Annotated in this window: 20 protein-coding genes; 3 read left to right on the top strand and 17 right to left on the bottom strand. The window is 59.6% G+C overall.

Features of this window, described 5'->3' with window-relative positions; genetic code table 11:
* Positions 1-1,118 precede the first annotated feature (1,118 nt).
* On the top strand, positions 1,119-1,472 hold the full coding sequence (locus HNR03_RS22460; RefSeq protein ID WP_090179867.1) for a BON domain-containing protein: 354 nt from the start codon (positions 1,119-1,121) through the stop codon (positions 1,470-1,472).
* A gap of 267 nt (positions 1,473-1,739) precedes the next feature.
* Here the strand turns inward: HNR03_RS22460 and HNR03_RS22455 are convergent, their stop codons facing one another.
* The 16 genes from HNR03_RS22455 to dksA form a co-directional block, all read right to left on the bottom strand.
* A complete protein-coding gene (locus HNR03_RS22455; RefSeq protein ID WP_405046082.1) occupies positions 1,740-2,042 on the bottom strand; it encodes a DUF2845 domain-containing protein in 303 nt (100 codons plus the stop codon).
* On the bottom strand, positions 2,042-4,993 hold the full coding sequence (locus tag HNR03_RS22450; protein WP_259155832.1) for a DUF748 domain-containing protein: 2,952 nt from the start codon (positions 4,991-4,993) through the stop codon (positions 2,042-2,044). Before HNR03_RS22450 ends, HNR03_RS22455 begins: the two co-directional genes overlap by 1 nt.
* A 104-nt stretch (positions 4,994-5,097) precedes the next feature.
* Entirely contained in the window at positions 5,098-6,114 is a 1,017-nt protein-coding gene (locus tag HNR03_RS22445; protein WP_259155831.1) for a class I SAM-dependent rRNA methyltransferase, read from the bottom strand.
* 75 nt (positions 6,115-6,189) lie between these two features.
* Positions 6,190-7,062 carry an oxygenase MpaB family protein gene (locus tag HNR03_RS22440; protein WP_222588480.1) on the bottom strand — a complete coding sequence of 291 codons (873 nt, stop codon included), beginning with the start codon at positions 7,060-7,062 and terminating at the stop codon, positions 6,190-6,192.
* Positions 7,063-7,112: 50 nt separating this feature from the next.
* Positions 7,113-9,050 carry an acetate--CoA ligase gene (gene acs, locus HNR03_RS22435; RefSeq protein WP_259155830.1) on the bottom strand — a complete coding sequence of 646 codons (1,938 nt, stop codon included), beginning with the start codon at positions 9,048-9,050 and terminating at the stop codon, positions 7,113-7,115.
* A gap of 246 nt (positions 9,051-9,296) precedes the next feature.
* On the bottom strand, positions 9,297-10,961 hold the full coding sequence (gene pgi, locus HNR03_RS22430) for a glucose-6-phosphate isomerase (RefSeq protein WP_222588478.1): 1,665 nt from the start codon (positions 10,959-10,961) through the stop codon (positions 9,297-9,299).
* A 231-nt stretch (positions 10,962-11,192) separates the two neighbouring features.
* The gene (panD, locus tag HNR03_RS22425; protein ID WP_259155827.1) at positions 11,193-11,573 is read right to left on the bottom strand and encodes an aspartate 1-decarboxylase; all 381 of its coding nucleotides are present in this window, start codon (positions 11,571-11,573) and stop codon (positions 11,193-11,195) included.
* Between the two features lie 194 nt (positions 11,574-11,767).
* Entirely contained in the window at positions 11,768-12,628 is an 861-nt protein-coding gene (gene panC, locus HNR03_RS22420; RefSeq protein ID WP_222588476.1) for a pantoate--beta-alanine ligase, read from the bottom strand.
* A complete protein-coding gene (panB, locus tag HNR03_RS22415) occupies positions 12,625-13,425 on the bottom strand; it encodes a 3-methyl-2-oxobutanoate hydroxymethyltransferase (RefSeq protein ID WP_208671416.1) in 801 nt (266 codons plus the stop codon). The genes panC and panB overlap by 4 nt, the downstream gene beginning before the upstream one ends.
* A 366-nt stretch (positions 13,426-13,791) precedes the next feature.
* Positions 13,792-14,277, bottom strand: a complete 486-nt coding sequence (folK, locus tag HNR03_RS22410) for a 2-amino-4-hydroxy-6-hydroxymethyldihydropteridine diphosphokinase (protein WP_259155825.1) — start codon at positions 14,275-14,277, stop codon at positions 13,792-13,794.
* Between the two features lie 3 nt (positions 14,278-14,280).
* Positions 14,281-15,681, bottom strand: a complete 1,401-nt coding sequence (locus HNR03_RS22405) for a polynucleotide adenylyltransferase PcnB (protein WP_222588474.1) — start codon at positions 15,679-15,681, stop codon at positions 14,281-14,283.
* A 709-nt stretch (positions 15,682-16,390) separates the two neighbouring features.
* Entirely contained in the window at positions 16,391-17,827 is a 1,437-nt protein-coding gene (locus tag HNR03_RS22400) for a sigma-54 dependent transcriptional regulator (RefSeq protein ID WP_259155821.1), read from the bottom strand.
* A 22-nt stretch (positions 17,828-17,849) separates the two neighbouring features.
* Entirely contained in the window at positions 17,850-20,804 is a 2,955-nt protein-coding gene (locus HNR03_RS22395; protein WP_167360475.1) for a sensor histidine kinase, read from the bottom strand.
* Entirely contained in the window at positions 20,788-20,964 is a 177-nt protein-coding gene (locus HNR03_RS22390; protein WP_003176118.1) for a hypothetical protein, read from the bottom strand. Before HNR03_RS22390 ends, HNR03_RS22395 begins: the two co-directional genes overlap by 17 nt.
* Before the next feature lie 77 nt (positions 20,965-21,041).
* Positions 21,042-21,935 (bottom strand): tRNA glutamyl-Q(34) synthetase GluQRS, encoded by an 894-nt coding sequence (gene gluQRS / locus HNR03_RS22385; protein WP_259155796.1) that lies wholly within the window; start codon positions 21,933-21,935, stop codon positions 21,042-21,044.
* 201 nt (positions 21,936-22,136) lie between these two features.
* Positions 22,137-22,577, bottom strand: coding sequence for an RNA polymerase-binding protein DksA (dksA, locus tag HNR03_RS22380; protein ID WP_090179905.1), 441 nt, complete (start codon positions 22,575-22,577; stop codon positions 22,137-22,139).
* 332 nt (positions 22,578-22,909) lie between these two features.
* Here dksA and HNR03_RS22375 point away from each other — a divergent pair, with 332 nt between their 5' ends.
* Positions 22,910-24,082, top strand: coding sequence for a pyridoxal phosphate-dependent aminotransferase (locus HNR03_RS22375; RefSeq protein WP_208671421.1), 1,173 nt, complete (start codon positions 22,910-22,912; stop codon positions 24,080-24,082).
* On the top strand, positions 24,082-24,795 hold the full coding sequence (gene sfsA / locus HNR03_RS22370; protein ID WP_259155795.1) for a DNA/RNA nuclease SfsA: 714 nt from the start codon (positions 24,082-24,084) through the stop codon (positions 24,793-24,795). The genes HNR03_RS22375 and sfsA overlap by 1 nt, the downstream gene beginning before the upstream one ends.
* Here sfsA and HNR03_RS22365 read toward each other — a convergent pair.
* Positions 24,792-25,109 carry a Rieske (2Fe-2S) protein gene (locus HNR03_RS22365; protein WP_259155794.1) on the bottom strand — a complete coding sequence of 106 codons (318 nt, stop codon included), beginning with the start codon at positions 25,107-25,109 and terminating at the stop codon, positions 24,792-24,794. The genes sfsA and HNR03_RS22365 overlap by 4 nt on opposite strands.
* Positions 25,110-25,213 lie beyond the last annotated feature (104 nt).

The raw sequence follows: 25,213 nt of genomic DNA, 5'->3' as shown, positions 1-25,213 counted from the left end.
AAGCCCCAAGTAACCAAGGGCTCTTGCCCCTGACGTTCGGTGCCTCGCTAGGGCTCGGCATACCCTCGCTCCGGTCCTGCTCCGTGGGCCCGCCGCCATCGGCCATCCATGGCCGGGGGCGGCTAACCCGGCATCCATGCCGGGTTGCCCACTGCGCAGAACCTGCGCTCGGCCTCACGAGGGGGCGTGCACCGCCAAAGCAAAGCGAGGCGGCCTACGGGCCGACCTGATTCTTCAACGCTTGCGCGTCCTGATCCTGACCCTGATCGTTCCCACGCTCCGCGTGGGAATGCATCCCGTGACGCTCCGCGTCACCCTTGCGCAAGACTCAAGCTTGGTGTCGACAGCGGAACGCAGAGCGTCCCCGGCGGCATTCCCACGCGGAGCGTGGGAACGATCAACAGCAAAGGCATCGCGAGCAGGCTCACTCCCACATAAAGCAGAGCAGACCGGCGCAGTGCTTTTGCTCCTCACCACTCATCAGGTCGAGCGTTAGCTCGCCTTCCGCTTTTGATCTTGATCTTGATCTGCTCCGTCGGAAGGCCGAACGCAGGTTCTGCGTAGTGGGCAACCCGGCATGGATGCCGGGTTAGCCGCCCCCGGCCATGGATGGCCGATGGCGGCGGGCCCACGGAGCAGGACCGGAGTGAGGGAATGCCGAGCCTAGGCGAGGCACCGTACGTCAGGGGCGCAAGCGCTTGGTTACTTGGCGCTCTTCCAAGTAACCCGCCGTCAGGGCGGAACCAATAGCCGCCGTCACCAAAAAAACGGATATGTCCCCAACCCCAACCCCAACCCCAACCCCAAAACTTTCTTAAGTGAACCGCATTAGCCCTGAAAAGCGGGGCTTTCTGCTGGAACAGCGCCCGCGAATTCCTAAAACAAAAAAATCCCCGACAATTCATGGCCTTAGGCCCAACGCAAAACCCGCAACTTGCATGTAGAGAATCACCAAGTCATGCATTTTGCATGAATCCGAAAATCGAGTGATTTATTAAGTGGCTGATTTATATAGATTTATTGGCTGTCTCAAAGTTGGCACACCGTTCGCAACATACACAGCAACCCTGCTGAATAAGACACACAGCAGACTTTATAGAAAAACAGGAGTTACTCGTATGAAGAAGTTCGCTATCGCTGCCGCTGCTGCAACCGCGCTGACCCTGACCATGGCCAACGCAGCATTTGCACAAACCACTACCACCCAAGCCCCGATGACTCTGGCGGCGGGTGAAGTGACCAAGGCCAAGGAAGCTACTTCCGATACCTGGATCACCACCAAAGTCAAAAGCGACCTGGTAACCGAAAAAGGCATTCCTGGCACCGACATCAAAGTTGAAACCAACAAAGGTGTTGTATCGCTGTCCTCCACCGTTGCAGTGACTGACGCTCAAAAAGCTACCGCTGTAGCGATCACCAAGAAAATCAAAGGCGTCAAAGCGGTCTCCGCTGACGGCCTGAAAGCCGAGTAAGGCACGACTTCTCGCCTGAACCGGGAGAAGGCGCAGCAGGTGGGCTGAGTAATACGCCTGTTGCATCTGAAGAGTTCATGCGAAGGCCACAAGGATGTGGTCATTACAGGCCTCCGACATTCGTGTCGGGGGCCTGTTCTATTGTGGGCGCCGCAAAACTAGTGTGGGAGCGGGCTTGCTCGCGAAGGCGGTATGTCATTCAGTATTTATGTTGGCTGACACACCGCTTTTGCGAGCAAGCCCGCTCCCACATGGGTTGTGGTGTCTTCAGTTTCCGCGTTTGCTGGTGATCTGTTTCAGCCGGTTGCCTTCAAACCGCAGGTATTGATACATCCCGCTGTTGGGTCCGTAGGTCCATTCCTCGACCTGGAACTCTTCGCGCCGGTTGGCGCTGCGCTTGTAGCCCAGCAAGTCGCGGGCAATGGGCTCACCGCACTTTTGCAGCACTTCGCTGGACCTGTCCCCCACGCTGACCAACTGACTGCCGCAGCGCAACGTGTCAGTCGCCCAGGCCTGGCTGGCCGCCAGTGCCAAGGTTACGCTCAGGCCCATCAGCACTCGTCTGATCATCATTCGGCATCCAGGTGCATCGGCGTCACCACACGACCATCACTTTGCGCCTCGCCAAGGTTGGCGTCGACGAAGTAGACACGGTCATCGGCCATCTGCGTCTTGTCCACCAGGAAATCCTTGATGCTGCTGGCGCGTTCCTGACCGAGTTGTCGCAGCAGCACATCGTTGGTACTCCAGAACTTGATCACCTCGGCGCGCATTTTGGCGGTGCGTTCTTCCTTGCCCAGGTCCTTCCATTCGGCCGGCGGCTGGGTCTTCAGGCGTATGCGGTATATCCCTTCCAGCAACGGGCCTTTCTCGCTATCCGGCACTTCGACCAACGACGCCTGGGCCGGAACCTTGTCGCCGCGACGCTGGAGCATTTTGTAGTAGTTGTATTGGTATTCGCGCTCAAGCCGTTGCTCGGCAATCAGCGGACCGTCGCTGCTGGCAGCGGCAGTGCCTTCAATTTCCAGGCGCAGGGCCGGACGTTCCTTCAAGGCTTGCGACAGTTTGACCAGTGCCGCTTCGGCCTCCTTGCTCAGATCGCTTGAACCTGGAGCGAACGACACACTGCCCAGATCTTCGGAACTGCCGCCACTGACCAGCCCGCCGATCATTTTGAACGGTGCGGCGGCGGCCTTGACGATCAGGTTGCGCAAGGTCTGCCAGACAATCGGCATGATGCTGAACTGCGGGTTGTTCAGGTCGCCGGTCACCGGCAGCTCAATGGAAATCTTGCCGTCGACATCCTTGAGCAAGGCAATTGCCAGTTTCAACGGCAGGCTGACGGCGTCCGGACTGTCGACTTTTTCACCCAGTTGCAGCTGCTCGACCACCACTTTGTTTTCGGCTTTGAGCTGGCCTTTGGTAATCATGTAATGCAGGTCGAGATTGAGCCGGCCCTTGCGGATGCGGTAACCGGCGAACTTGCCGGAGTAGGGCGTCAACGTGGTCAGTTCCACGCGTTTGAAACTGGTGGCGATGTCGAGGCTGGCCATCGGGTCGAACGGGTTGACCGAGCCCTTGATGGTCACGGGGGCATAGCGGTCGACCTTGCCATTGATATCGACACTGGCCGGTTTGGCCTGGCGGCTGTCGATGGTGCCGATCTGCCCGTTGAGTTGTTGCACGGCAGTGGCGAAGTTGGGGGTCAGGCTGAAGTCGGCGAAGTTTGCCGAACCGTCATTGATGGCCACGCCGCCGATATGGATGCCCAGAGGTTTATCTTTGCTGACGGGTTTGGCTGCTGCTGTCTTGGCAACACCTGAGTCGGCCGGTTGCGGGATCAGCAGGTCATCGATGTTTGTCGTACGGTCATCGTTGATCATGAAGCGCGCATACGGCTGGTACAGGTTGACCTTGTCGATCGACAAACTGTCGCCGTGTTGATAGTTCAAGCCTTCGAGCACCAGTTGTTGCCACTTGAGGAAATCGCGGGTTTTCAGGGTGTCGAGGGTATGCAGTTGATCGACCTGAGCGCGGCCGGTGACGTTGAACGCCAGCGGCTCGGTGCTCTTGAGGTCGACAGCCAGGTCACTGCCGAGCATGCCGCTGCGCAGTTCGAGGCGGATGAACGGGTTGATGTAGGACTGCGCGACCCGCAGATCGATGTCTTTGGTCTGCACCTTCAGCTTGGCGCTGACCGGCGCCAGATTGACCACGCCGTCGGCCGTGAGTTTGCCTTGCTTGCCCACGCCGGTGTCCAGCTTGAGGTTGAAAGGCGAGCCGTTAAGGCTGTCGAAATTTTGCAGGTCCAGGTTCAGCGGACCGACGTCCAATGCCACGGCAGGTTGTGCCTTGCGGTCGGCCAGATGCACCTGGTAATTGCGCAGTTGCACGTCTTTGAGCAGCACTTGCCATGGTTTGCCTGGCGCGGCGGGTGCCGCGGGTTCGGCTTTTGGCGAATCGGCTGCCGCCGGCGTTTTCTTCGGTTCTGCGTTGGCTTTCACCGCCGCTTTGGACGGTTGGCTGGCGAACAGTTTTTGCCAGTCAAGTTGGCCATCGGCATCGAGCGCGGCCCAGGTTTCCAGTTTATTGCTGCGGATCTTGCCGACCACCACTTGTTGCTTGGCCAGGTCGACGGTGGTGTCACTGATGTCCAGGCGCTCCAGTCTCGCCAGCGGCCGACCGTCCGGGGCCTTGATGGCGAAGGGCGCGACGCTGACGGCAACGTTGCTCAGCAGCAGGTGGGTTTCTTTGGACAGGTTGAGTTTGTAGTCGGTACTCAGGTTGAGGACGCCGTTTTCCAGCACCAGCGGCAAAGCGTCACGGACATAGGGCCAAAAGGATTTCATCTTGCCGTCGGTGATTTTCAGCTTACCTTCGGAGGTGATCGGGATCAGGCTGAAATTGCCGGTCCAGTCGAGCTGCCCACCTCCGGGGCCGTTGGCCACCAACGTCATGTTGGCACTGTCTTCGGGCAGGGTGCTGAGGTTCTTCAGTTCGAAGTCGAGCTTGTCGTAAAGAAATTCAATGGGTTCACTGGGGCGTGAATCCTGAAAATGCACATTGCCGCCTGCCAGTTTGATGCGCTCGATGCGCAGCGGAAACGGCTTGGCGTTCGGGTCTGCCGGGGTCGGTTCGCTGGCGGGTATTTTGAACAGGCCCAGCAGATTGAGTTTGCCGTCCTTGCCAAAGAGGATTTCGGTCTTGGGCTTGTCTATTTCGATATCGGACAGGTGCAGCGCCTTGGTCCACAGGCTGTCGATCTGCAGATTGGCGTACAGGCGTTCGAAGCCGACCTGTTCCTTGCCCGGCTCACCGATGACCAGGCCCCAAAGGGTGACTTCCAGGCTGAAGGGGTTGAGTTCGATCCGCGAAATCGTGGCGGGCGTCGTGGCGTAGTGAGCCAGTTGCTGATTGGCAATCCGCAGCGCGATGCCCGGTAAAATCAGAAACCCCAGCAGGCTATAAAGGGCCAGAGCAGTCAACAAAGCGCCGATAGCGCGAATCAATCCTTTGGGCATGTGTGGCTTCGTCTGTCTGAATCGGAGTGCGTTGGAGTATGGCACGCGTTTCCGGTTCCGAAGCCATCCTGCTTTCCAGGATTAAGCTGATTTTTTGCTGATTCTCAGAATTGCAGGATCAGGGTTTTCAGCGGCGGTTGTTGATCCATCGACGGGAAATCGCCGCCGGGCTTCATCACTGTCCACTCACGTACGGGCCGGCCAGCCTTTTCCGCGCAGCGCAAAACCTGTTCGCGCCAATCGTCCATGCTGACCTTTGCCAGGTTGTTGCAGCAGATCAGCACGCCATTGTCGGCGGTCGTCAGCAGGGCGGGTTTGAGCAGGCTCTGATAGTCACGCAACAGGTCGACGGTGCCAAATGCACTCTTGGCCCAGGCAGGCGGGTCGAGCAGTACGAGGTCGTATTGACGCTGCTCAAGACGCAGGTAACTCGGCAGTTTCTGCCCGCGCCGTTGGCTGATGGGCAGCCCGGCCAGTTGGCGGATCGCCGGGAAGTAATCGGACTGGATGAATTGCATGGCCGGCAACTGCGGATTGAGCAGGCCGTTTTCACGACCGACCGCCAGGTTGCCCTCGGCGAAATCCAGATTGCACACTTCGCGAGCGCCACCGGCCGCAGCGCTCAAACCCACGCCGCAGGTGTAGGCGAACAGGTTGAGCACGCTTTTGTTCTGACTGTTTTGCTTGACCCAGCCGCGGGTGTTGCGCAGATCCAGGAACAGCAAGGGATCCTGGCCGGCATGACGTCCGCGGACCCGGTAATTGAGCCCCCATTCGTGGCCGACCAGATCCTGCAGCGCGGCATCGTCGGCGCGGTAGACGGTGTCTTCGCGGTCGATGCGCGAGTTGCCCCGGGAGCGGTCGTTGTAGACCAACAGCGTTTCCAGGCCCAGGTGTTGATTAATCGCTTCGTGCAGCTGCAGCAGCGCGTCACGTTCCAGCGCCTGGTGAAAGCTTTGCACCAACAATTGCGGGCCGTAGCGATCAATGGTCAGGCCACCGGCACCTTCCTGGCTGCCGTGGAACAGGCGATAACAATCGGTGCCTTGCTGATGCAGCTCGGCAAGCAGGTCCTGGCGATGATCGAGGGCGGCGCGCAGCGCCTGATTCAAGGAAGACATGCTGGGCGCCTTGCAGGAGGGAATTTGGCGCGGGAGTTTAACAGTTACTGAACTGCAAGCCGCAAGCTTGAAGCTTTAGCTGAGTAGCCCCATGCGCCGCTTGGCCCGCTGCACCGAACCATTTCGCATCGCCCAACGCAGCATCGGTGCGCTGCGCTTGACGCTGGCACGGATCAGTTGGCGTTGCAGCGGGTTCTGGCGCACGTCGAGCATGTCACTGGCCCAGTCTGGCAACAGGTCGATCCCGGCCTGCATCATCAAGCCGCCGAACGGTTTGGCCAGGCGACTGGGGGCGGGTGCGTTCAGCAGCAGTCGCAACACTTCGCGACTGCGTTCGTCGCACAGCAGTTGCGGGCGGATCCGTTCAAGGTAATCCGCGATTTCCTTGCGGTTGCGCGGCACATCGCGGGCGCCCAGGCGTTCGGCAATCATCGCGATTTCGCCGTAGTAACGATCCTGATCAAGCGGGGACAGGTGCGGATTGCGATACCGCAGATGCGCGGCCAGGAAGTTGCTGACCTCCGCCACGTGCACCCACGTCAGCAGGTCGGGATCGCTGGCAGCGTAGGGCCGGCCATCCGGCGCGGTGCCGACCACCTGCAAGTGAATGGTGCGGACCTTCTCGATCAGCCAGTCGGCGTCCTTGCGCGAACCGAACGTCGTTCCGGAGATGAACTGACTGGTGCGGCGCAGGCGACCGATCATGTCTTCGCGAAAATTCGAATGATCCCAGACCCCAGCCAATGCCAAGGGATGCAAGGCCTGGAGCATCAATGCACTGATGCCACCGATCAGCATGCTGCTGAAGTCGCCATGCACTTGCCAGCTCACCGAATCGGGACCGAACAGCCCGGGATCACCCTTGGGATTTTCCAGGTCGAGCTTGCCCAGGGACAGACCGGTCAGGCTCATGAGCTGGGTTTCGATGCGGCTGCGGATAAATTCCATGGCGACTCAGTTGTAGAAAGAAAACGCGGCCATTGCTGGCCGCGCGAGGCTTACTGGTTCAGACGCTTGTCGATCAGGCCTTGCACCACGCTTGGGTCAGCCAGCGTCGAGGTATCACCGAGGCTGTCCAGTTCGTTGCAGGCGATCTTGCGCAGAATGCGCCGCATGATCTTGCCTGAGCGGGTTTTCGGCAAGGCCGGCGCCCACTGGATCAAGTCCGGCTTGGCGAAGCTGCCGATTTCCTTGCTGACGTGAGCCAGCAGTTCTTTCTTCAGTTCGTCAGTAGGTTCGGTGCCGTTCATGGGGGTGACGAAGGCGTAGATGCCCTGGCCCTTGATGTCATGGGGGTAACCGACCACGGCGGCCTCGGCGATGCTGTCGTGCAGCACCAGCGCGCTTTCCACTTCCGCGGTGCCGATACGGTGCCCGGACACGTTGATCACGTCATCGATGCGCCCGGTGATCCAGTAATCGCCATCCTCGTCGCGCCGCGCGCCGTCACCGGTGAAGTAATAGCCGGGGTAGGGCTTGAAGTAGGTATCGACCATCCGTTGTGGATCGCCGTAGACACTGCGAATCTGTGCCGGCCAACTGGACTTGATCGCCAACACGCCACTGCCGGCGCCTTTGATTTCCTTGCCCGTCTCATCCAGCAACACCGGTTGCACGCCGAACATCGGTTGTGTGGCGCAGCCGGGTTTGATCCTTTGTGCGCTGACCAGCGGGCTGAGCATGATGCCGCCGGTTTCGGTCTGCCACCAGGTGTCGACAATCGGGCAACGTTGTTCGCCGACGGCATTGAAGTACCAATCCCACGCTTCCGGGTTGATTGGCTCACCGACGCTGCCGAGTAATCTCAGGCTCGCGCGCGAAGTTTCCTTCAACGGTTCCGGGCCTTCACGCATCAGAGAGCGCAACGCAGTCGGAGCGGTGTAGAAGATGTTGACGTGATGTTTATCGATGACCTGCCAGAAGCGCGAACTGCTCGGGTAGCTTGGCACCCCTTCGAAGATCAGCGTGGTCGCGCCGTTGGCCAGCGGGCCGTAGACGATATAGCTGTGGCCGGTGACCCAGCCGACGTCGGCGGTGCACCAGAAGACTTCGTCGTCGCGGTAGTCGAGCACGTATTTGAAGGTCATCGCCGCTTGCAGCAGATAGCCGCCGGTGGTGTGCAGCACGCCTTTGGGTTTGCCGGTGCTGCCGGAGGTGTAGAGGATGAACAGCGGGTCTTCGGCGTCCATCGGTTCCGGCGGGCAATCGTCGCTGACGTCGCGCAGCGCCTGGTGATACCAGAGGTCACGGCCCTCGACCCAGTCCACCTCGCCTTGGGTGCGCTCAACGACAATGACCGTGCTGACGTTCGGGCAGCTTTTCAGCGCCTCGTCGACCTTTTGCTTGAGCGGCACGAATTTACCGCCACGCACGCCTTCATCGGCGGTGATCACTGTGCAGCAATCGGCATCGAGAATGCGGTCGCGTACAGAGTCAGAAGAGAAGCCACCGAATATGACCGAATGCACCGCGCCAATCCGCGTGCAGGCGAGCATGGCGTAGGCGGCTTCGGGAATCATCGGCATGTAGATGCACACGCGGTCGCCTTTTTTCACGCCACGGCTTTTGAGCACGTTGGCCAGGCGGCAGACGTTGTGATGGAGTTTTTTGTAGGTGATCTGCGCCGATTCAGCGGGGTCGTCGCCTTCCCAGAGAATGGCGGTCTGGTCGCCGCGTTTTTCCAGATGGCGGTCGATGCAGTTGTAACTGACATTCAACTTGCCCCCGGCAAACCAGCTGGCCTCGCCGGTTTTCAGGTTGTAACGCTGGACGGTGTCCCAGGGTTTACTCCAGTCGAGAAACCTTGTGGCCTGTTCAGCCCAGAACTCGGTGGGGTGTTCGATGGATTGGCGGTAGAGGCGCTTATAGTCGTCTTGACTCAAGTGCGCAGCCCTGCGCACGGCATCGGCTTTGGGGAACGTGCTGATATCGAACATGACGGTTCCTTATTCTTGTTGCGACAAGTAATAAAGATGCGCCGAGTAATGAAAGGGTTCAAGCCGAACGCCTTGGGAATGGGTAAACCAAAACAACTGTGGGAGTGAGCCTGCTCGCGATAGCGGTGGATCAGTCAACATCGATGTTGAATGACAAACCGTTATCGCGAGCAGGCTCACTCCCACAGTATTGGTGTTGCCCACAGAATGTATGCCTGGCACAAACCCTGTGGGCGGGGCGTCAGATCAACCGCGGTGACGGCCGCGGAAGTAGTTGATCAGGCCTTGAGTGGATGCATCGTCAGCCGGGGTTTCTTCGCTGCCGACCAGGCGGTTGTAGACGCCTTTGCCCAGCTCCTTGCCCAGCTCCACGCCCCACTGGTCGAAGGCGTTGATGCCCCACACCACGCTTTGCACGAAGACTTTGTGTTCGTACATCGCCACCAGTGCGCCGAGACGACGCGGGCTGATGCGCTCGACCACCAGGGTATTGCTCGGACGGTTGCCCGGAATCACCTTGTGTGGTGCAAGTTTATGCACGTCTTCTTCACTCATGCCTTTGTCGCGCAGCTCGTTTTCAGCTTCGGCAAGGGTCTTGCCGAGCATCAATGCCTGGCTTTGCGACAGGCAGTTGGCGTACAGCCACTGGTGGTGGTCGGACACCGGGTTGAAGCTGACGATCGGCACAATGAAGTCAGCCGGGATCAGTTGGGTGCCCTGGTGCAGCAACTGGTGGTAAGCGTGTTGACCGTTGCAACCCACGCCGCCCCAGATGACCGGGCCGGTGTCGGTGGACACTGGTGTGCCATCCTGACGGACGCTCTTGCCGTTGGATTCCATGTCCAGCTGTTGCAAGTGCTTGGTGATGTTACGCAGGTAGTGGTCGTACGGCAGGATCGCGTGGCTTTGCGCGCCCCAGAAATTGCCGTACCAGACGCCGAGCAACGCCAGCAGCACCGGCATGTTCTGTTCGAATGGCGCGCTCTGGAAATGCTGGTCCATGGTGTAGGCACCGGACAGCAGCTCCTTGAAGTTCGACATGCCGATGGCCAGGGCGATCGGCAAACCGATGGCCGACCACAGCGAATAACGACCGCCGACCCAGTCCCACATCGGGAAGATGTTTTCTTCGCGGATGCCGAAGGCCACGGCTGCTGCGTTGTTGCTCGACACGGCGATGAAGTGGCGATACAGCTCGGCTTCCGAACCGCCCTGGGCCAGGTACCAGGCGCGTGCAGCCTGGGCATTCTTCAGGGTTTCGAGGGTGTTGAAGGATTTCGACGAGACGATGAACAGCGTGGTCTCGGCGCGCAGCTTCATGGTCAGTTCGTGGAATTCACTGCCGTCGATGTTCGCCAGGTAATGGCAACGCACGCCTTTCTGGGCGTAGGACAACAGCGCTTCGGACACCAGCTCTGGACCGAGGAACGAGCCACCGATACCGATGTTCACCACGTCGGTGATCGGCTTCTCGGTGTAACCGCGCCACAGACCATCATGGATACGGCCCACAAGATCAGTGATCTGGTTGAGTACTTTGTGCACTTCAGGCATCACGTTGACGCCGTTCACCGACAACTTGTCGCCAACCGGGCGGCGCAGAGCGGTGTGCAGGGCCGGGCGGCCTTCGGATGAGTTGACGATTTCGCCGTCGAACAGCGACTTGATCGCGCCCTTGAGGTCGACTTCGTTGGCCAGGCCCACCAGCAGATTGCGGGTCTCGGCGTTGATCAGGTTCTTGGAGTAATCGAGAAACAGGCCGCAGCTGCTGAGGGTGAATTGAGTAAAGCGCTGCGGGTCGGCATTAAAGGCTTCGCGCATGCTGAAATCCTGCATGGCTTGGCGGTGGTCTTTCAACGCTTGCCAGGCGGGCAGAGCGGTCACGTCATGAGGAGTGCGGTAGTACGCCATCGCTGCGGGTTTCCTTTTTACTTGAACGGCTTTTTGAACACGAAAAATCCCGGAACGCTGCGGGCGGGCGCTCCAGTCAACTGCGTCGAGACGATTTCATGGCGCAGGGCGAATACAGTAAACCCCGCGCAGTGATCTGTCTTGCCTTTGTCTGACCCGTTTTCGGTACTTTTTTAACACCGAGGTCATGCACCAGCCGACAAACGGGCAAGAGAGAGGGCGTCGGTTCGATCAGGCGACCTGAACCGGGATAGCGTTGCTGGTGTGGCTCAGTTCGTTGCCCGGCGCCATGTAGAGCATCCGCGGCTTGAAGTTGAGCAGTTCGGCGTCGCTGTAATAAGCGTAGGCGCAGATGATCACACGATCACCGACCTTGGCCTTGTGCGCGGCAGCACCGTTGACGGAAATCATGCGCGAGCCTGCTTCGCCACGAATCGCGTAAGTGGTGAAGCGTTCGCCATTGTCGACGTTATAAATCTGGATCTGTTCGTATTCACGGATACCTGACAAGTCCAACCACTCACCGTCGATGGCGCAGGAGCCTTCGTAATCGAGGACAGCGTGGGTGACTTCGGCGCGATGCAGCTTGGCTTTGAGCATGATGGCGTGCATGAGTGTTTCCCCAGGTCGGAATCGAACGGCGGGCAGTTTGCCCGAAGGCTTGAGGGGCGGCAATACGATGTGTGGCCACTGCTTAACCCTTGTGGGAGCGAGCTTGCTCGCGATTGCGGTGGATCAGCCAACATCGATGTTGAATGACGATCCGCTATCGCGAGCAAGCTCGCTCCCACAGGGTTTGGTGGTGTTTATGCGAGCGCGTCGAGGTTCAGGTGCAGGTTGTCGATCAACCGCGTGGTCCCCAGGAACGCTGCGACCAGAATCACCAGGTCGCGATCCTGAGCGGTGGCCGGACGCAGGGTCAGGGCATGGCGAATTTCCAGGTAATCAGGACGCAATCCTGCCGCTTCAAGCTGCTTGATCTGCGCGTCGATCAATGCCGGGAAATCGCGCTCACCCTGTTTGATCGACTCTGCGATCTGACACAAACCGCGATATACCACCGGTGCCACAGCGCGCTGTTCTTCGCTGAGGAAACCATTGCGCGACGACAGCGCCAGGCCATCGGCCGCCCGAACGGTCGGTTCGCCAATGATCTGGATCGGCATGTTCAAGTCGTGCACCAGCGCGCGAATGACCGCCAGTTGCTGGAAGTCTTTCTGGCCGAAAATCGCCAGATCCGGCTGGACCATGTTGAACAGCTTGCTGACCACCGTCGCCACACCTTCGAAATGCCCGGGACGGCTGGCGCCACACAGGCCTTCGGAGAGTTGCGGCACGCTGACGCGGGTCTGGCCGGTCATGCCATCCGGGTACATTTCTTCAACGGATGGCGCGAACAGCAAATGGCAACCGGCCTGGAGCAGTTTTTCCTGGTCGGCGGCAAGGGTGCGCGGGTACTTGTCGAGGTCTTCGCCAGCGCCGAATTGCAGCGGGTTGACGAAAATGCTCGCGACTACGAAATCCGCCCGTTGGGAGGCTTTGGTGATGAGCGCCACATGGCCGCTGTGCAGGTTGCCCATGGTTGGCACGAAGCCGATGCGCTTGCCTTCATTGCGGGCGCGGGCCACGGCGGCCCGCAGTTCGCGTACGGTTTTGACGGTGTTCATGCAGAGAATCCGTGTTCGATCCCAGGGAAAGTCGCTTCTTTGACTTCAGTGACGTAGGCGCTCAGTGCCGCGTGGATACTGGCTTGGCCATTCATGAAGTTCTTGACGAATTTTGGCACACGACCGGTGATGGACAGACCCAGCATGTCGTGCAGCACCAATACCTGGCCGTCGGTGCCACTGCCAGCGCCGATGCCGATCACCGGGATCTTCACAGCCTGGGTGATTTCTTCGGCCAATTCGCTCGGCACGCATTCGAGCAGCAACATCGCCGCGCCAGCCTGCTCAAGGGAAATCGCATCGGCGCGCATCTGCCGCGCCTGGTTCTCGTTGCGGCCCTGGACTTTGTAGCCGCCCAGAATGTTCACCGATTGCGGTGTCAGGCCCATGTGTGCGCAAACCGGGATGCCGCGTTCGGCGAGCAGGCGGATCGAATCGGCGAGCCACAAGGCCCCTTCAACCTTGACCATGTGCGCACCGGCCTGCATCAACAGCGCGCTGTTGGTCATGGCTTGTTCGGTGGTGGCGTAAGCCATGAAGGGCAGGTCGGCGAGAATCAGCGCATCAGTGTTGCCGCGTTTGACGGCCGCCACGTGGTAAGCCATTTCAGCGGTGGTCACGGGCAGGGTGCTGTCATGACCTTGCAAAACCATGCCGAGGGAGTCGCCCACCAGCAGCACTTCGACGCCAGCCTCATTACAGGCGTGGGCGAAGGTTGCGTCATAGCAGGTCAGCATGGTGATTTTCTCACCTTTTTGCTTGAGACCTTGCAGCGTGGTCAGGGTGATGGCTGGCATGAAAAGTTCCTCATTCAGGCGCTGTGGAAACTACTGCGAGTAACGCGCGTGATTCTTCGTTAAATACAGGCGCACGGTCTGTTGTCGTGCTTTTAAGGCCTGGATTGCGCCCTTTAACGCCGTGTTGGCGGCAGCGGGACGCCTATAGTCGTGAGGAGAACTCGGGAAGTCAATTGGATGTGTTACCGCGTTGTTACGAGGCGGGTGTTACCGCTGTAACTGATGCGTTTCAGCAACTGCAATCTCGCGTTCGACACAAAAACCAGTGTGGGAGCGGGCTTGCTCGCGAATGCGGTGTGTCATTCAGCATCAATGTTTACTGTCACACCGCATTAGCGAGCGAGCCCGCTCCCACAGGGATTTTTGTCAATTTTGAGGGAGGCGTTCCAGACCGACGAACGGGCAGGCAGTGAGCAAGTCGCTCAGCGTGCGGCCATCGGCGAGGCGCAAATCTGCGGGCGCAAGCTCAGCCAGCGGATACAGCACGAACGCTCGCTCCTGCAAATGGTAGTGCGGCACCTTGAGGCGCGGTTCATCGATCAGCCGATCGCCAAACAGCACGATGTCGAGATCCAGCGTGCGCGGCCCCCAGCGTTCAAGGCGCTCGCGGCCCTGTTCGTTCTCGATGGCTTGCAGTGCATCGAGCAGGTCCAGCGGCGCGAGAGTGCTATGCAGCGCCGCCACCGCGTTGGTGTAACGCGGTTGGCCGGGCAGCAGCGAGTCGCTTTGATAAAACGCGGATACCCCGACCAGTTCGGTCTGGGGCAAATGCGCGAGCGCGTTGACGGCGCTGCGCAACTGTTCAGCGGGGTCAGCCAGATTGCTGCCCATGCCGATGTAGATGCGTTCCATGGATTACTCGCCCGTGGCACTCGGTGCGCCGGCTGTGCGTTTGCGCTTGGCGCCACCGCTGCGACGACGTTTGCGTGGAGCGCCGGTGCCTTCATCCTTGCCGCTGAGGTCGCGAATCATTTCGCGACGTTCGCTGTCGTTGGCGTCCTGATAGTCCGTCCACCATTCGCCCAGGCCATCGGTTTGCTCGCCAGCGCTTTCGCGCAGCAGCAGGAAGTCGTAGCCGGCGCGGAACCGCGGGTTGTCCAGCAGCAGGTCGGCACGTTTGCCGCTGCGCCGTGGCAGGCGCTCCTGCATGTCCCAGATCTCGCGGATCGGCATGGTGAAGCGTTTTGGAATCGCGATTCGCTGACACTGTTCGGCAATCAGCTCGTGCGCCGCTTCCTGCATCGCCGGAATCGGCGGCATGCCGCGTTCTTGCAGGCGCAATACGCGTGCCGGCAGGGCAGGCCACAGCAGGGCCGCAAACAGGAACGCCGGGGTGACCGGTTTGTTCTGCTTGATCCGCAGGTCCGTGTTGATCAACGCTTCGCTGATCAGGGTATGGGTGTAGGTCGGGTTGTATTCGAGCGCTTCGGCACTGGCCGGGAACAGCGGATCGAACAGCTGCAAGTCGACGAGCATCTCGAAGGTGTCTGCGGCATGGCCGGAGAGGAACAGCTTGAGCACTTCTTCGAACAGGCGGGCGGAGGGAATCTCGCGCAGCATCGGCGCCAGCTCGCGAATCGGCAGGGCGCTGTGTTTTTCGATACCGAAATTCAGCTTGGCGGCGAACCGTACGGCCCGCAGCATCCGCACCGGGTCTTCCTGATAGCGCTGCTTGGGGTCGCCGATCAAACGGATCAGGTGATTGCGGATGTCGTGTACGCCGTTGGCGTAGTCGAGAATGCGCTCACTGACCGGATCGTAATACAGGGCGTTGATGGTGAAGTCGCGGCGTTGCGCGTCTTCTTCCAGCGTGCCGTAGACGTTATCGCGCAAGATGCGCCCGCTTTCGTTACGGGAAGACTGGTTGCTGTCTTCTTCCTCGTCATTTTGCGGGTGATTGGCGCGGAAGGTCGCGACTTCAATGATTTCGCGACCAAAGTGGATATGCACGAGTTTGAAACGGCGACCGATGATCCGCGCGTTGCGGAATTCGGCACGCACCTGTTCAGGCGTGGCGCTGGTGGCGACGTCAAAATCTTTAGGCGTGATGCCGAGCAGCATGTCACGCACACAGCCGCCGACCAGGTAGGCTTGGTAACCGGCGTTCTGCAGGCGTTCGACGATATTCACCGCATAACGGCTGAATTGGGCCTTTTGCAGCGAGTGTTGGCCGCTGTTGAGGACTTCAGGCGTGGTGCGAATGTGTTGCGTATGACGCTTGGGAGAACGGAATGACTGGAACAACTTCTTCAGCATGGGATGCACTGTTTGAAGGAATGTTCGGCCATAACGAGGAATGACCGCATGATGGGCGGGGATTCTAGCATTTAGTCGGGGGATGGTGTAGGAAGCTGCGCAAGCGTGTGCAGGGGATGTCGCGTACGGGGCCAAACGCCAGAAACCACAAGGGGAGCCGAAGCTCCCCAAGAAGTAGTTGCATGCTCTATTTTTATTATTGGTTTCGGGCTTTTTGTTTTTGTTAAGTGCCCTCGCCATGAAGTTTTCCTTCATGACCCTCCCAATCGGGAGCCAAGAGCAAACGGATTGCTTTGGTCGCTGTGCTGCAGTGATCTCGCGATCCAACCAGTTCAGGCACTGTCTTAGGACAGTTTTTTATTATTCTCGGCCTGGTCGTGGGGCAAGCCCCAAATACAACGCCTCTCCAAAAGAATCAGTTAGCTGCGCCTCTCGCCGTCTTGTTTTTATTGTGCGTGAGTCGATTCGTCTTATTTTTATTGTCTTGTGCATTGCTTGTTATTGTTCTTGTACCAAACATATAGCAGGGGGCGTGCCAACTTTTGCGAGGGCCAGTAAAACAAGGGGTTAGGCCGGCTGGCGGGCTTTTTCAAGGCCCAAAAAAACCGGGGCTTCGTTACCGTAAGCCCCGGCTTCTGTTACGCGCAATTGGTGGGGTAACAGTTTCTTCGCAAAGTCACGTGTTACCCGCACATCAGACAGCTGTGGTTCAGCTCTCGCTGGCGACCCCTGTCTTGCGCCGCGGGATACCCAGGCGCTGACGGCGTTCCCACAGACACTTGCGACTGACCCCGAGTTTGCGGGCCAGCTCGGTTTCGGTCATGTGATCCTGATGCTCGAGGACGAAGTGCTGGAAGTAGTCTTCCAGTGACAGGTCTTCGGTCGGCTCATGGCTGTTGTTGCTGGCATTGTTGCCCTGTTGCGGCGCCAGGCCCATGAAGTCGTCGTCTTCCAGATCGCTCAGCTCGATATCGATGCCCAGCAGCTCGGCGGAAATTTCCGGGCTTTCACACAGGATGACAGCACGCTCGACCGCATTTTCCAGCTCGCGAACGTTGCCCGGCCAAGTGTAATGACGAATCGCTTGTTCAGCATCCGGAGCAAACTTCAGATCGGTGCGGTTGACCCGTGCGCTCTGTCTGGCCAGGAAGGCGTTGGCGATTTCGTTGACGTCGGCACCGCGCTCGCGCAGGGCCGGCAATTTCAGGGCGATCACGTGGAGGCGGTAGTACAAGTCCTCACGGAACTGGCCGATTTTCGCCAGGCTCTTGAGGTCGCGGTGAGTTGCTGCGATCAGGCGCACATCGACCTTCTGCGACTGGACCGAGCCGACCCGGCGAATCTCGCCTTCCTGCAACACGCGCAACAGGCGGGCCTGGGCTTCCAGCGGCAGTTCGCCGATTTCATCGAGGAACAGGGTGCCGCCATCCGCAGCTTCGACCAAGCCGGCACGCCCGGCGCTGGCACCGGTGAACGCGCCTTTTTCGTGGCCGAACAGTTCGGACTCGATCAGGCTTTCCGGGATGGCTGCGCAGTTCACCGAAATCATCGGTGCCTTGGCGCGCTTGGACAGGTTGTGCAGCGCGCGCGCCACCAGTTCTTTACCGGTGCCGGATTCGCCCTGGATCAGGACATTGGAATCGGTCGGCGCGACTTTGCGAATTTTGCTGTACAGGTCTTGCATCGGCGGGCAGGAGCCGATGATGCCGATTTCGCCGTTGCTGTTATCGATACCCGGTTTCGCGGCGCCATTGCCGGCTTTGCCGGTGGCAGGTTCAACGCTGGCTTGCACCGATTGACGGTCGCGCAGGATCCGGGCGACGGCCTGGAGCATTTCGTCGTGATCGAAAGGCTTGGCGATGTAATCCACCGCGCCCATCTTCATCGAGTCAACAGCCGAACGCAGGCTGGCGTAGCTGGTCATGATCAGCACCGGAGTGCCCTGGCCAAGTTTGATCAACTCGGTGCCCGGGGCGCCAGGCAGGCGCAGGTCACTGACGATCAGGTCGAACGTGGGAATGGTGAAGCGTTCTTGTGCTTCCTGCACTGAACCGGCTTCGCTGACCTGGTACTGGTTACGTTCCAGCAGGCGGCGCAAGGCGGAGCGGATAATTGTTTCGTCTTCGACGATCAAAATGTGCGGCATTGATTCGATTCTCTCGACGGTCTCAGTTCACAGCGGACGTCGCTTCGACATGACGCGGCAAGGTCACCCGGATACGGGTGCCGCGTTGGCTTTGAACATCAGCCGGGCTGTCGATGGTGATTTGTCCATAATGCTCTTCAACGATGGAATAGACCAGTGCAAGGCCCAGACCGGTGCCTTCGCCAGGATCCTTGGTGGTGAAGAAAGGTTCGAACAATCGGTCCATGATGTTCTTCGGAATACCGCTGCCTTCGTCTTCCACGATCAAGTCGACCGTGTGTTCGCCGGCTTCACTCTTGACCCGCACCGCACTGCCGGGAGGCGAGGCGTCACGGGCGTTTGAGAGCAGATTGATCAGGACCTGGGCAAGTCGCTGCGGATCACCCTCGACCCAGTGATCCGGGTCGCAGAGATTATAGAACTGCACTTCGAAATTGCGCCGGTTCAGGGCCAGCAAACCGATGGCATCCTGCGCCACTTCGGCCAGACAGACGGGCTCGTCGCTGTGCTGATGACTGCCTGCGTGAGCGAAGCTCATCAATGACTGGACGATGCGCGAGACACGTTTGGTCTGCTCGAGAATCTGCCCGCTGATTTCCTTCAGCTCGCTATCGTCTTCGCGTTCTTCGCGCAGGTTCTGCGCCAGGCACGCAATGCCGGTGATCGGGTTACCGATTTCATGGGCTACGCCGGCGGCGAGTCGACCGATGCTGGCCAGACGCTCGGAATGCACCAGTTTATCTTCGAGCATCTGGGTTTCGGTCAGGTCTTCCACCAGCAGCACCAGGCCACTGTTGCCCGGAGCGAGTGGTTCATCGATCGCCGCTTTGTGCAGGTTCAGCCAGCGCGTCTGGCCATCGAGAGCCAGGTGCTGTTTGTGCAAGTGCTCGTCCGGCAGATTGATGAAGCCTTGCAACAGCTCCTTCCACGGATCGGCGATGGTGCTCAAGCGCGAACCGACCACACGCTGCGCGGCAATCCCGGTCAGCTCCTCCATGGCTTTGTTCCACATGAGGATTTCCTGATCCTTGGCCAGCGAGCAGACGCCCATCGGCAATTCCTGCAAGGTCTGGCGGTGATAGCGGCGCAGGGCGTCAAGTTCGGCGGCAAGTCCCGTCAGGCGCGAGTGGTAATCCTCGAGGCGGCTTTCGATGAAGTGAATGTCTTCGGTGACGTAGTTTTCGCCGCCGGCCTTATAGGGCAGGAAGGTTTCGACCATGTCTTGCGCGACACTTGGGCCCATCAGGCCGGAAAGGTTGGCTTCGATACGGTCACGCAAACGGCGCAAGGCGTACGGCCGACGCTCGTCGAACGGTAGATAAAGGTCGCGCAGCGCCTGTTCGACTTCTTTCTGTGCGGCTTTAGCGCCCAGTGGTTTGGCCAGTTGCGTCGCGAATTCCTGAGGCGATGCGGCGTGCAGTTCGCGGCGTTGCGGGCGACGTACGTTGTCCACGGCGCAGGCTTCGGCGGCACTGGCCTCTTCGGGGCTGGCATTGGTGAACAGCGAGATCAGGGTGAACATCAGCACGTTGGCAGCCAGCGATGCGATCGCCGCCATGTGCCAACTGGTATCGTCCAGCACGTAGATCATGTTCAGCAGCGGAATGTAGAAGCCCTGCAGGTTGCCGACCAGCGGCAACAGCATGGTCACCACCCACACCAGAATCCCCGCCAGCAAACCGGCAATGAAGCCGCGGCGATTGGCGGTCGGCCAGTAGAGGACGGACAGCACGCCGGGCAAGAACTGCAACGTCGCCACAAACGCGACGATGCCCAGGTTCGCCAGATCCTGTTCGGCGCCCAGCAGCAGGTAGAACCCGTAACCGGCCATGATGATCGCGACGATCAACGCCCGGCGGGTCCACTTCAGCCAGCGATAGATGTTGCCTTCCGCCGGCGGCTGATAGAGCGGCAGCACCAGGTGGTTCAGTGCCATCCCGGACAGCGCCAGTGTAGTGACGATGATCAAACCACTGGCCGCCGACAACCCGCCGACATAAGCCAATAGCGCCAGGGCTTTGCTGTTGGCGGCGATGCCGATGCCCAGCGTGAAGTATTCGGGATTGGTGGTGGCGCCGAGTTTCAGGCCGGCCCATAGGATCAGCGGCACCGCCAGGCTCATCAGCAGCAGGAACAGCGGCAAGCCCCAGCTCGCACTGACCAGCGAGCGCGGATTGAGGTTTTCAGTAAACGTCATGTGGTACATGTGCGGCATTACGATCGCCGAAGCGAAGAACACCAGCAGCAGCGTGCGCCACGGACCTTCTTGCAAGGGTGTGTGCAACGCAGCGAGGGCGGTCTGGTTTTGCAGCAGCCACAACTCAAGCTGTTGCGGGCCATCGAACACCCCATAAAGGGCATACAGACCGACACCACCAATGGCGATCAGCTTGATCACCGACTCGAAAGCGATCGCGAACACCAGGCCTTCATGCTTCTCGCGCGTGGCAATGTGGCGGGAGCCGAAGAAAATCGTGAACAGCGTAATCAGTGCGCAAAAGCTCAGAGCCACGCGATGCTGCACCGGTTCCCGAGTCAGGATGCCAATCGAGTCGGCCACTGCCTGAATCTGCAATGCCAGCAACGGCAGTACCCCGATCAGCATGAAGATCGTGGTCAGCGCCCCGGCCCACGTGCTGCGGAAGCGGAACGCGAACAGGTCGGCCAGCGACGACAGTTGATAGGTGCGGGTGATTTTCAGAATCGGGTACAGCAACACTGGCGCGAGCAAAAATGCACCGGAGACACCCAGGTAGCTGGACAGAAAGCCGTAGCCGTACTGATAGGCCAGGCCCACCGTGCCATAAAATGCCCAGGCGCTTGCGTAAACGCCCAGCGACAAGGTGTACGTCAGCGGGTGGCGAATGATCGCCCGGGGGATCATGCCCCGTTCGCTGATCCAGGCGACGCCGAACAGCACCGCCAGGTACGCGGCGCTGATCAGGATCATCTGGGTCAGGCTAAAGCTCATCGGCATCTTTTTGGCTCTGCAGGATGAAGGTCACGACGATCAGAATCAGCCAGAGCAGATAGGGGCGATACCAGGCGCCAGTGGCGTCGATCCACCAATCCATGATGGCCGGGGAGAACAGATAAATCCCCACTACCAGGAGCAGGACCAAGCGATAGATGTACATCCCGGCCTCTCTTTTTTAGGCGCGTGCCCGAAAACGTGCGGCGATGGTAACGGATGGGTGCGCCACTGCAAGCGCGATCACTGCAATTGCGCCTCGGGCAGCGCCAGTGTGCGCGGGATTGACCGCGCATCCCAGTGGGCGATGCCCCAATTCAGCACTTCCCGTGGCGTGGCATATTCCAGTTCAGTGCCCGGCTTCTGGCCCAGCGCCCGCAGTGCCCGCAGGAGCAGCGGCGTGGCCTGATCCTCGGTCAATGGCGGCGAGCGGTAGGACTTGCCGAGTTTGTTGCCGTCGGGTTGAGTGATCAACGGGATATGCAGGTAACGCGGTTGCGGCAGGCCGAGCAGTTCTTGCAGGTAAAGCTGGCGCGGGGTCGAGTCGAGCAAGTCGGCACCACGCACGATGTCGGTAATGCCTTGCCAGGCGTCGTCGAGCACCACCGCCAGTTGATAGGCGTAGAGGCCGTCGCGGCGACGGATCACGAAATCGCCGACGTCCCGGCCCAGGTGCTGGCGGAATTCGCCTTGCACCCGATCGATGAAGTGGTATTCCAGTTCAGGTACGCGCAAGCGAATCGCGGCGTCTTCGGTGCCATGCCCGGCATTGCGACAAAACCCCGGATAAATGCCGTGATACGGCTCCAATTGTTTGCGCGAGCACGTGCAGGCGTACGCCAGGCCCTGATTGAACAGGCGATTGAGGACGTCGGCATAGGCCTCGTGCCGGTCACTCTGGCGGACCATCTCGCCATCCCACTCGAACCCGTAGCTTTCCAGGGCTTTGAGGATAGCGGCCTGAGCACCGGGTTCTTCCCGTGGTGGATCGAGGTCTTCCATGCGCATCAGCCAGCGACCTCCGACCGAGCGAGCGTCGAGGTACGAAGCCAGCGCTGCGACCAGCGAACCGAAATGCAGGTGTCCACTGGGCGTGGGGGCGAAGCGGCCGATGTAAGTAGAGTCGGTGGCAGTCATGGGAGATGCTACTTGTTGGGGCTAGCACGAACCCCCTGTGGGAGCGGGCTTGCTCGCGAAAGCGGGGGGTCCGTCAACAACCATGTTGAATGTCAGATCGCATTCGCGAGCAAGCCCGCTCCCACAGGGGGGAGCTGTCGGGGCAAATATCAGAAACAAAAACGGAGCGTTCGCACGCTCCGTTTTTCGTTCAAGTCGATGTTACTTGCCGACCTGCTTTTCCTTGATTTCCGCCAGGGTCTTGCAGTCAACGCACATGTCGGCGGTAGGGCGGGCTTCCAGTCGCTTGACGCCGATTTCGACGCCACAGGACTCGCACCAGCCATATTCTTCGTCTTCGATCAACTGAAGCGTCTTGTCGATCTTCTTGATCAGCTTGCGCTCACGGTCGCGGGCGCGCAGCTCAAGGCTGAACTCTTCTTCCTGGCTGGCACGGTCTGCCGGGTCCGGGAAGTTGGCCGCTTCGTCTTTCATGTGATCAACCGTGCGGTCGACTTCCTGCATCAAGTCCTGTTTCCACTTGTTCAGGATCTTGGTGAAGTGAGCGCGCATGGGCTTGCCCATATACTCCTCGCCCTTCACTTCTTTGTAGGGTTCGAAGCCGCTGATCGACTGATTTTGTTGCTTTGCTTGGGTGGACATGAAATAGACCGCCTCTACTCTTGTAATCCATTGCGCAGGATTGCTCCATCACCGACACCTGCCGGCCCTGCGGCTGCAAGCGGGCGAACTTACCAGATCAAATCGGGGCGCGCTACTCCCGGATGTCGAGGTAATGGCCCCAGGGGCTTGCAAATGATTGCAAAGCCTTGTCTGGCGGCGTTGGAGGCCTGATCAATTATTGATTTTAGTCAAACCTGGGGTACACGCTTGAGTCGTTTACGGCCAGGGGTATAAGCGCTCAGACCGCTTTAGGTTCTCGCTCGTTCCTGCGCTTGGGTAGAATCGATTCTTTTCCCCGTTGAGGAAGGCTAATGGCTCAGTCCTACAGTGCCCGCAGTCGCGCAATCGAACCTTTCCATGTCATGGCGCTGCTGGCGCGGGCCAATGAACTGCAAGCTGCTGGTCGCGATGTTATCCACCTGGAAATCGGCGAGCCGGACTTCACCACCGCCGAGCCGATCATCCAGGCCGGCCAGGCCGCGTTGACGGCGGGCAAGACCCGTTACACCGCCGCGCGCGGCATCCCCGAGTTGCGTGAAGCCATTTCGGGCTTTTATCAGCAACGTTACGGGCTGAACATCGATCCGCAGCGAATCCTCATTACTCCGGGCGGTTCTGGCGCCTTGCTGCTGGCCAGCGCTTTGTTGGTGGATCCGGGCAAACACTGGTTGCTGGCGGATCCGGGTTATCCCTGCAACCGGCATTTCCTGCGATTGGTCGAAGGCGCTGCGCAACTGGTGCCGGTAGGACCGGACGTGCGCTATCAGTTGACGCCGGACCTGGTGGCCCGCCACTGGGACCAGGACAGCGTCGGCGCCCTGGTGGCATCGCCGGCCAACCCAACGGGGACGATCCTGACCCGCGATGAGTTGGCGCGATTGTCGACGGCGATCAAGGAGCGTCACGGCCATCTGGTGGTGGACGAGATATACCACGGCCTGACTTATGGCACCGATGCCGCCAGCGTGCTGGAAGTCGATGACAGCGCCTTCGTTCTCAATAGTTTTTCTAAATACTTCGGCATGACCGGATGGCGCCTGGGATGGCTGGTTGCGCCGGAAGCAGCAGTCGGCGAGCTGGAAAAACTGGCGCAGAATCTCTACATCAGTGCCCCGAGCATGGCCCAGCACGCGGCACTGGCGTGCTTTGAACCGGCGACCATAAGTATTCTGGAAGAGCGTCGCGCCGAATTCGGTCGTCGTCGCGATTTCCTGCTGCCCGCCCTGCGAGAGCTGGGTTTTGGGATCGCCGTGGAACCGGAAGGTGCGTTCTATTTGTATGCTGATATCAGCAAGTTCGGCGGCGATGCCTTCGCGTTCTGCCGGCATTTCCTAGAAACCGAGCACGTGGCATTTACCCCGGGTCTGGATTTCGGACGTTACCAGGCAGGGCATCATGTGCGATTTGCCTATACCCAAAGCTTGCCACGCCTGCAGGAAGCGGTTGAACGGATCGCGCGCGGCTTGAAGAGCTGGCAAGGCTGATGCGTTTTCATCCTCCCCTTGAAGAAGGTCGCCTGATCCGCCGTTACAAGCGCTTCCTCGCCGATATCGAAACCATTGAAGGCGAGTTGTTGACCATTCATTGCCCAAATACCGGCTCGATGCTCAATTGTCAGGTCGAAGGCGGGCAGGTCTGGTTCAGTCGTTCCAATGACCCGAAGCGCAAACTGCCCGGTACCTGGGAAGTTGGCGAAACTCCGCAAGGCCGGCTGTTTTGTGTGAACACCGGGCGCGCCAACGGTTTGATCGAAGAGGCGTTGCGCGCGGGCGTCATTACCGAGTTGAACGGTTTTACCGGGCTCAAGCGCGAAGTGGCCTACGGACAGGAAAGCAGCCGCATTGATTTCCGCCTCGAGTACCCGAGCGGCCCGGCGTACGTGGAAGTCAAAAGTGTCACGTTGGGCTTCGACGGTTCATTGGTGGCGGCGTTTCCCGATGCGGTTACACAGCGTGGTGCGAAACATTTGCGCGAACTCGCGCATCTGGCTCGGGACGGGATTCGTGCGGTGCAGTTGTATTGTGTGAACCTGACGGGAATCGACGCCGTGCGTCCGGCAGAGGAGATCGACTCTGCCTACTCGGCGGCATTGCGCGAGGCGGTGGCCTGCGGTGTCGAGGTGCTCGCTTACGGCGTGCGTTTGACTCACGAAGAGATGGTGGTCGATCGCCGGCTGGACGTATTGCTCGGCGACTAAAGGCTGATCCAGATCCCTTGCGCGTCTTCGCGGCAGGCAACGGAGGTCAGGGATTGTCCGGCGCACGGGCCGGCGACGCATTCGCCGTCTTCGATCAGAAACAGTGCGCCGTGGGTCGCGCACTGGATCAGGCTGTTGCTGGGGTCCAGGAACTGGTCGGCTTTCCATTCCAGCCCGACGCCCCGGTGTGGACAGCGATTGATGTAGACATACACTTGTCCGCCCCGGCGCACGGCAAACAGCTTCTGGCTATCGATGTCGAAACCGCGACTGCTGTTGTCGGGCAATTGCGCGCCGGTACAAAGAAACTTCATGTCTATCCTCAAATCGCCGGCCCGTGAGCAGGAATGTCCGGGCTTGATGTTCAATTGCATTCAGTAATCAAAATTGCGCTTCGCCCCTCGGGTGCAGGCGCCGG

The organism is Pseudomonas sp. JAI111, assembly GCF_024809425.1.
GTDB lineage: Bacteria > Pseudomonadota > Gammaproteobacteria > Pseudomonadales > Pseudomonadaceae > Aquipseudomonas.
This window is presented reverse-complemented; position numbering and strand designations above follow the sequence as displayed.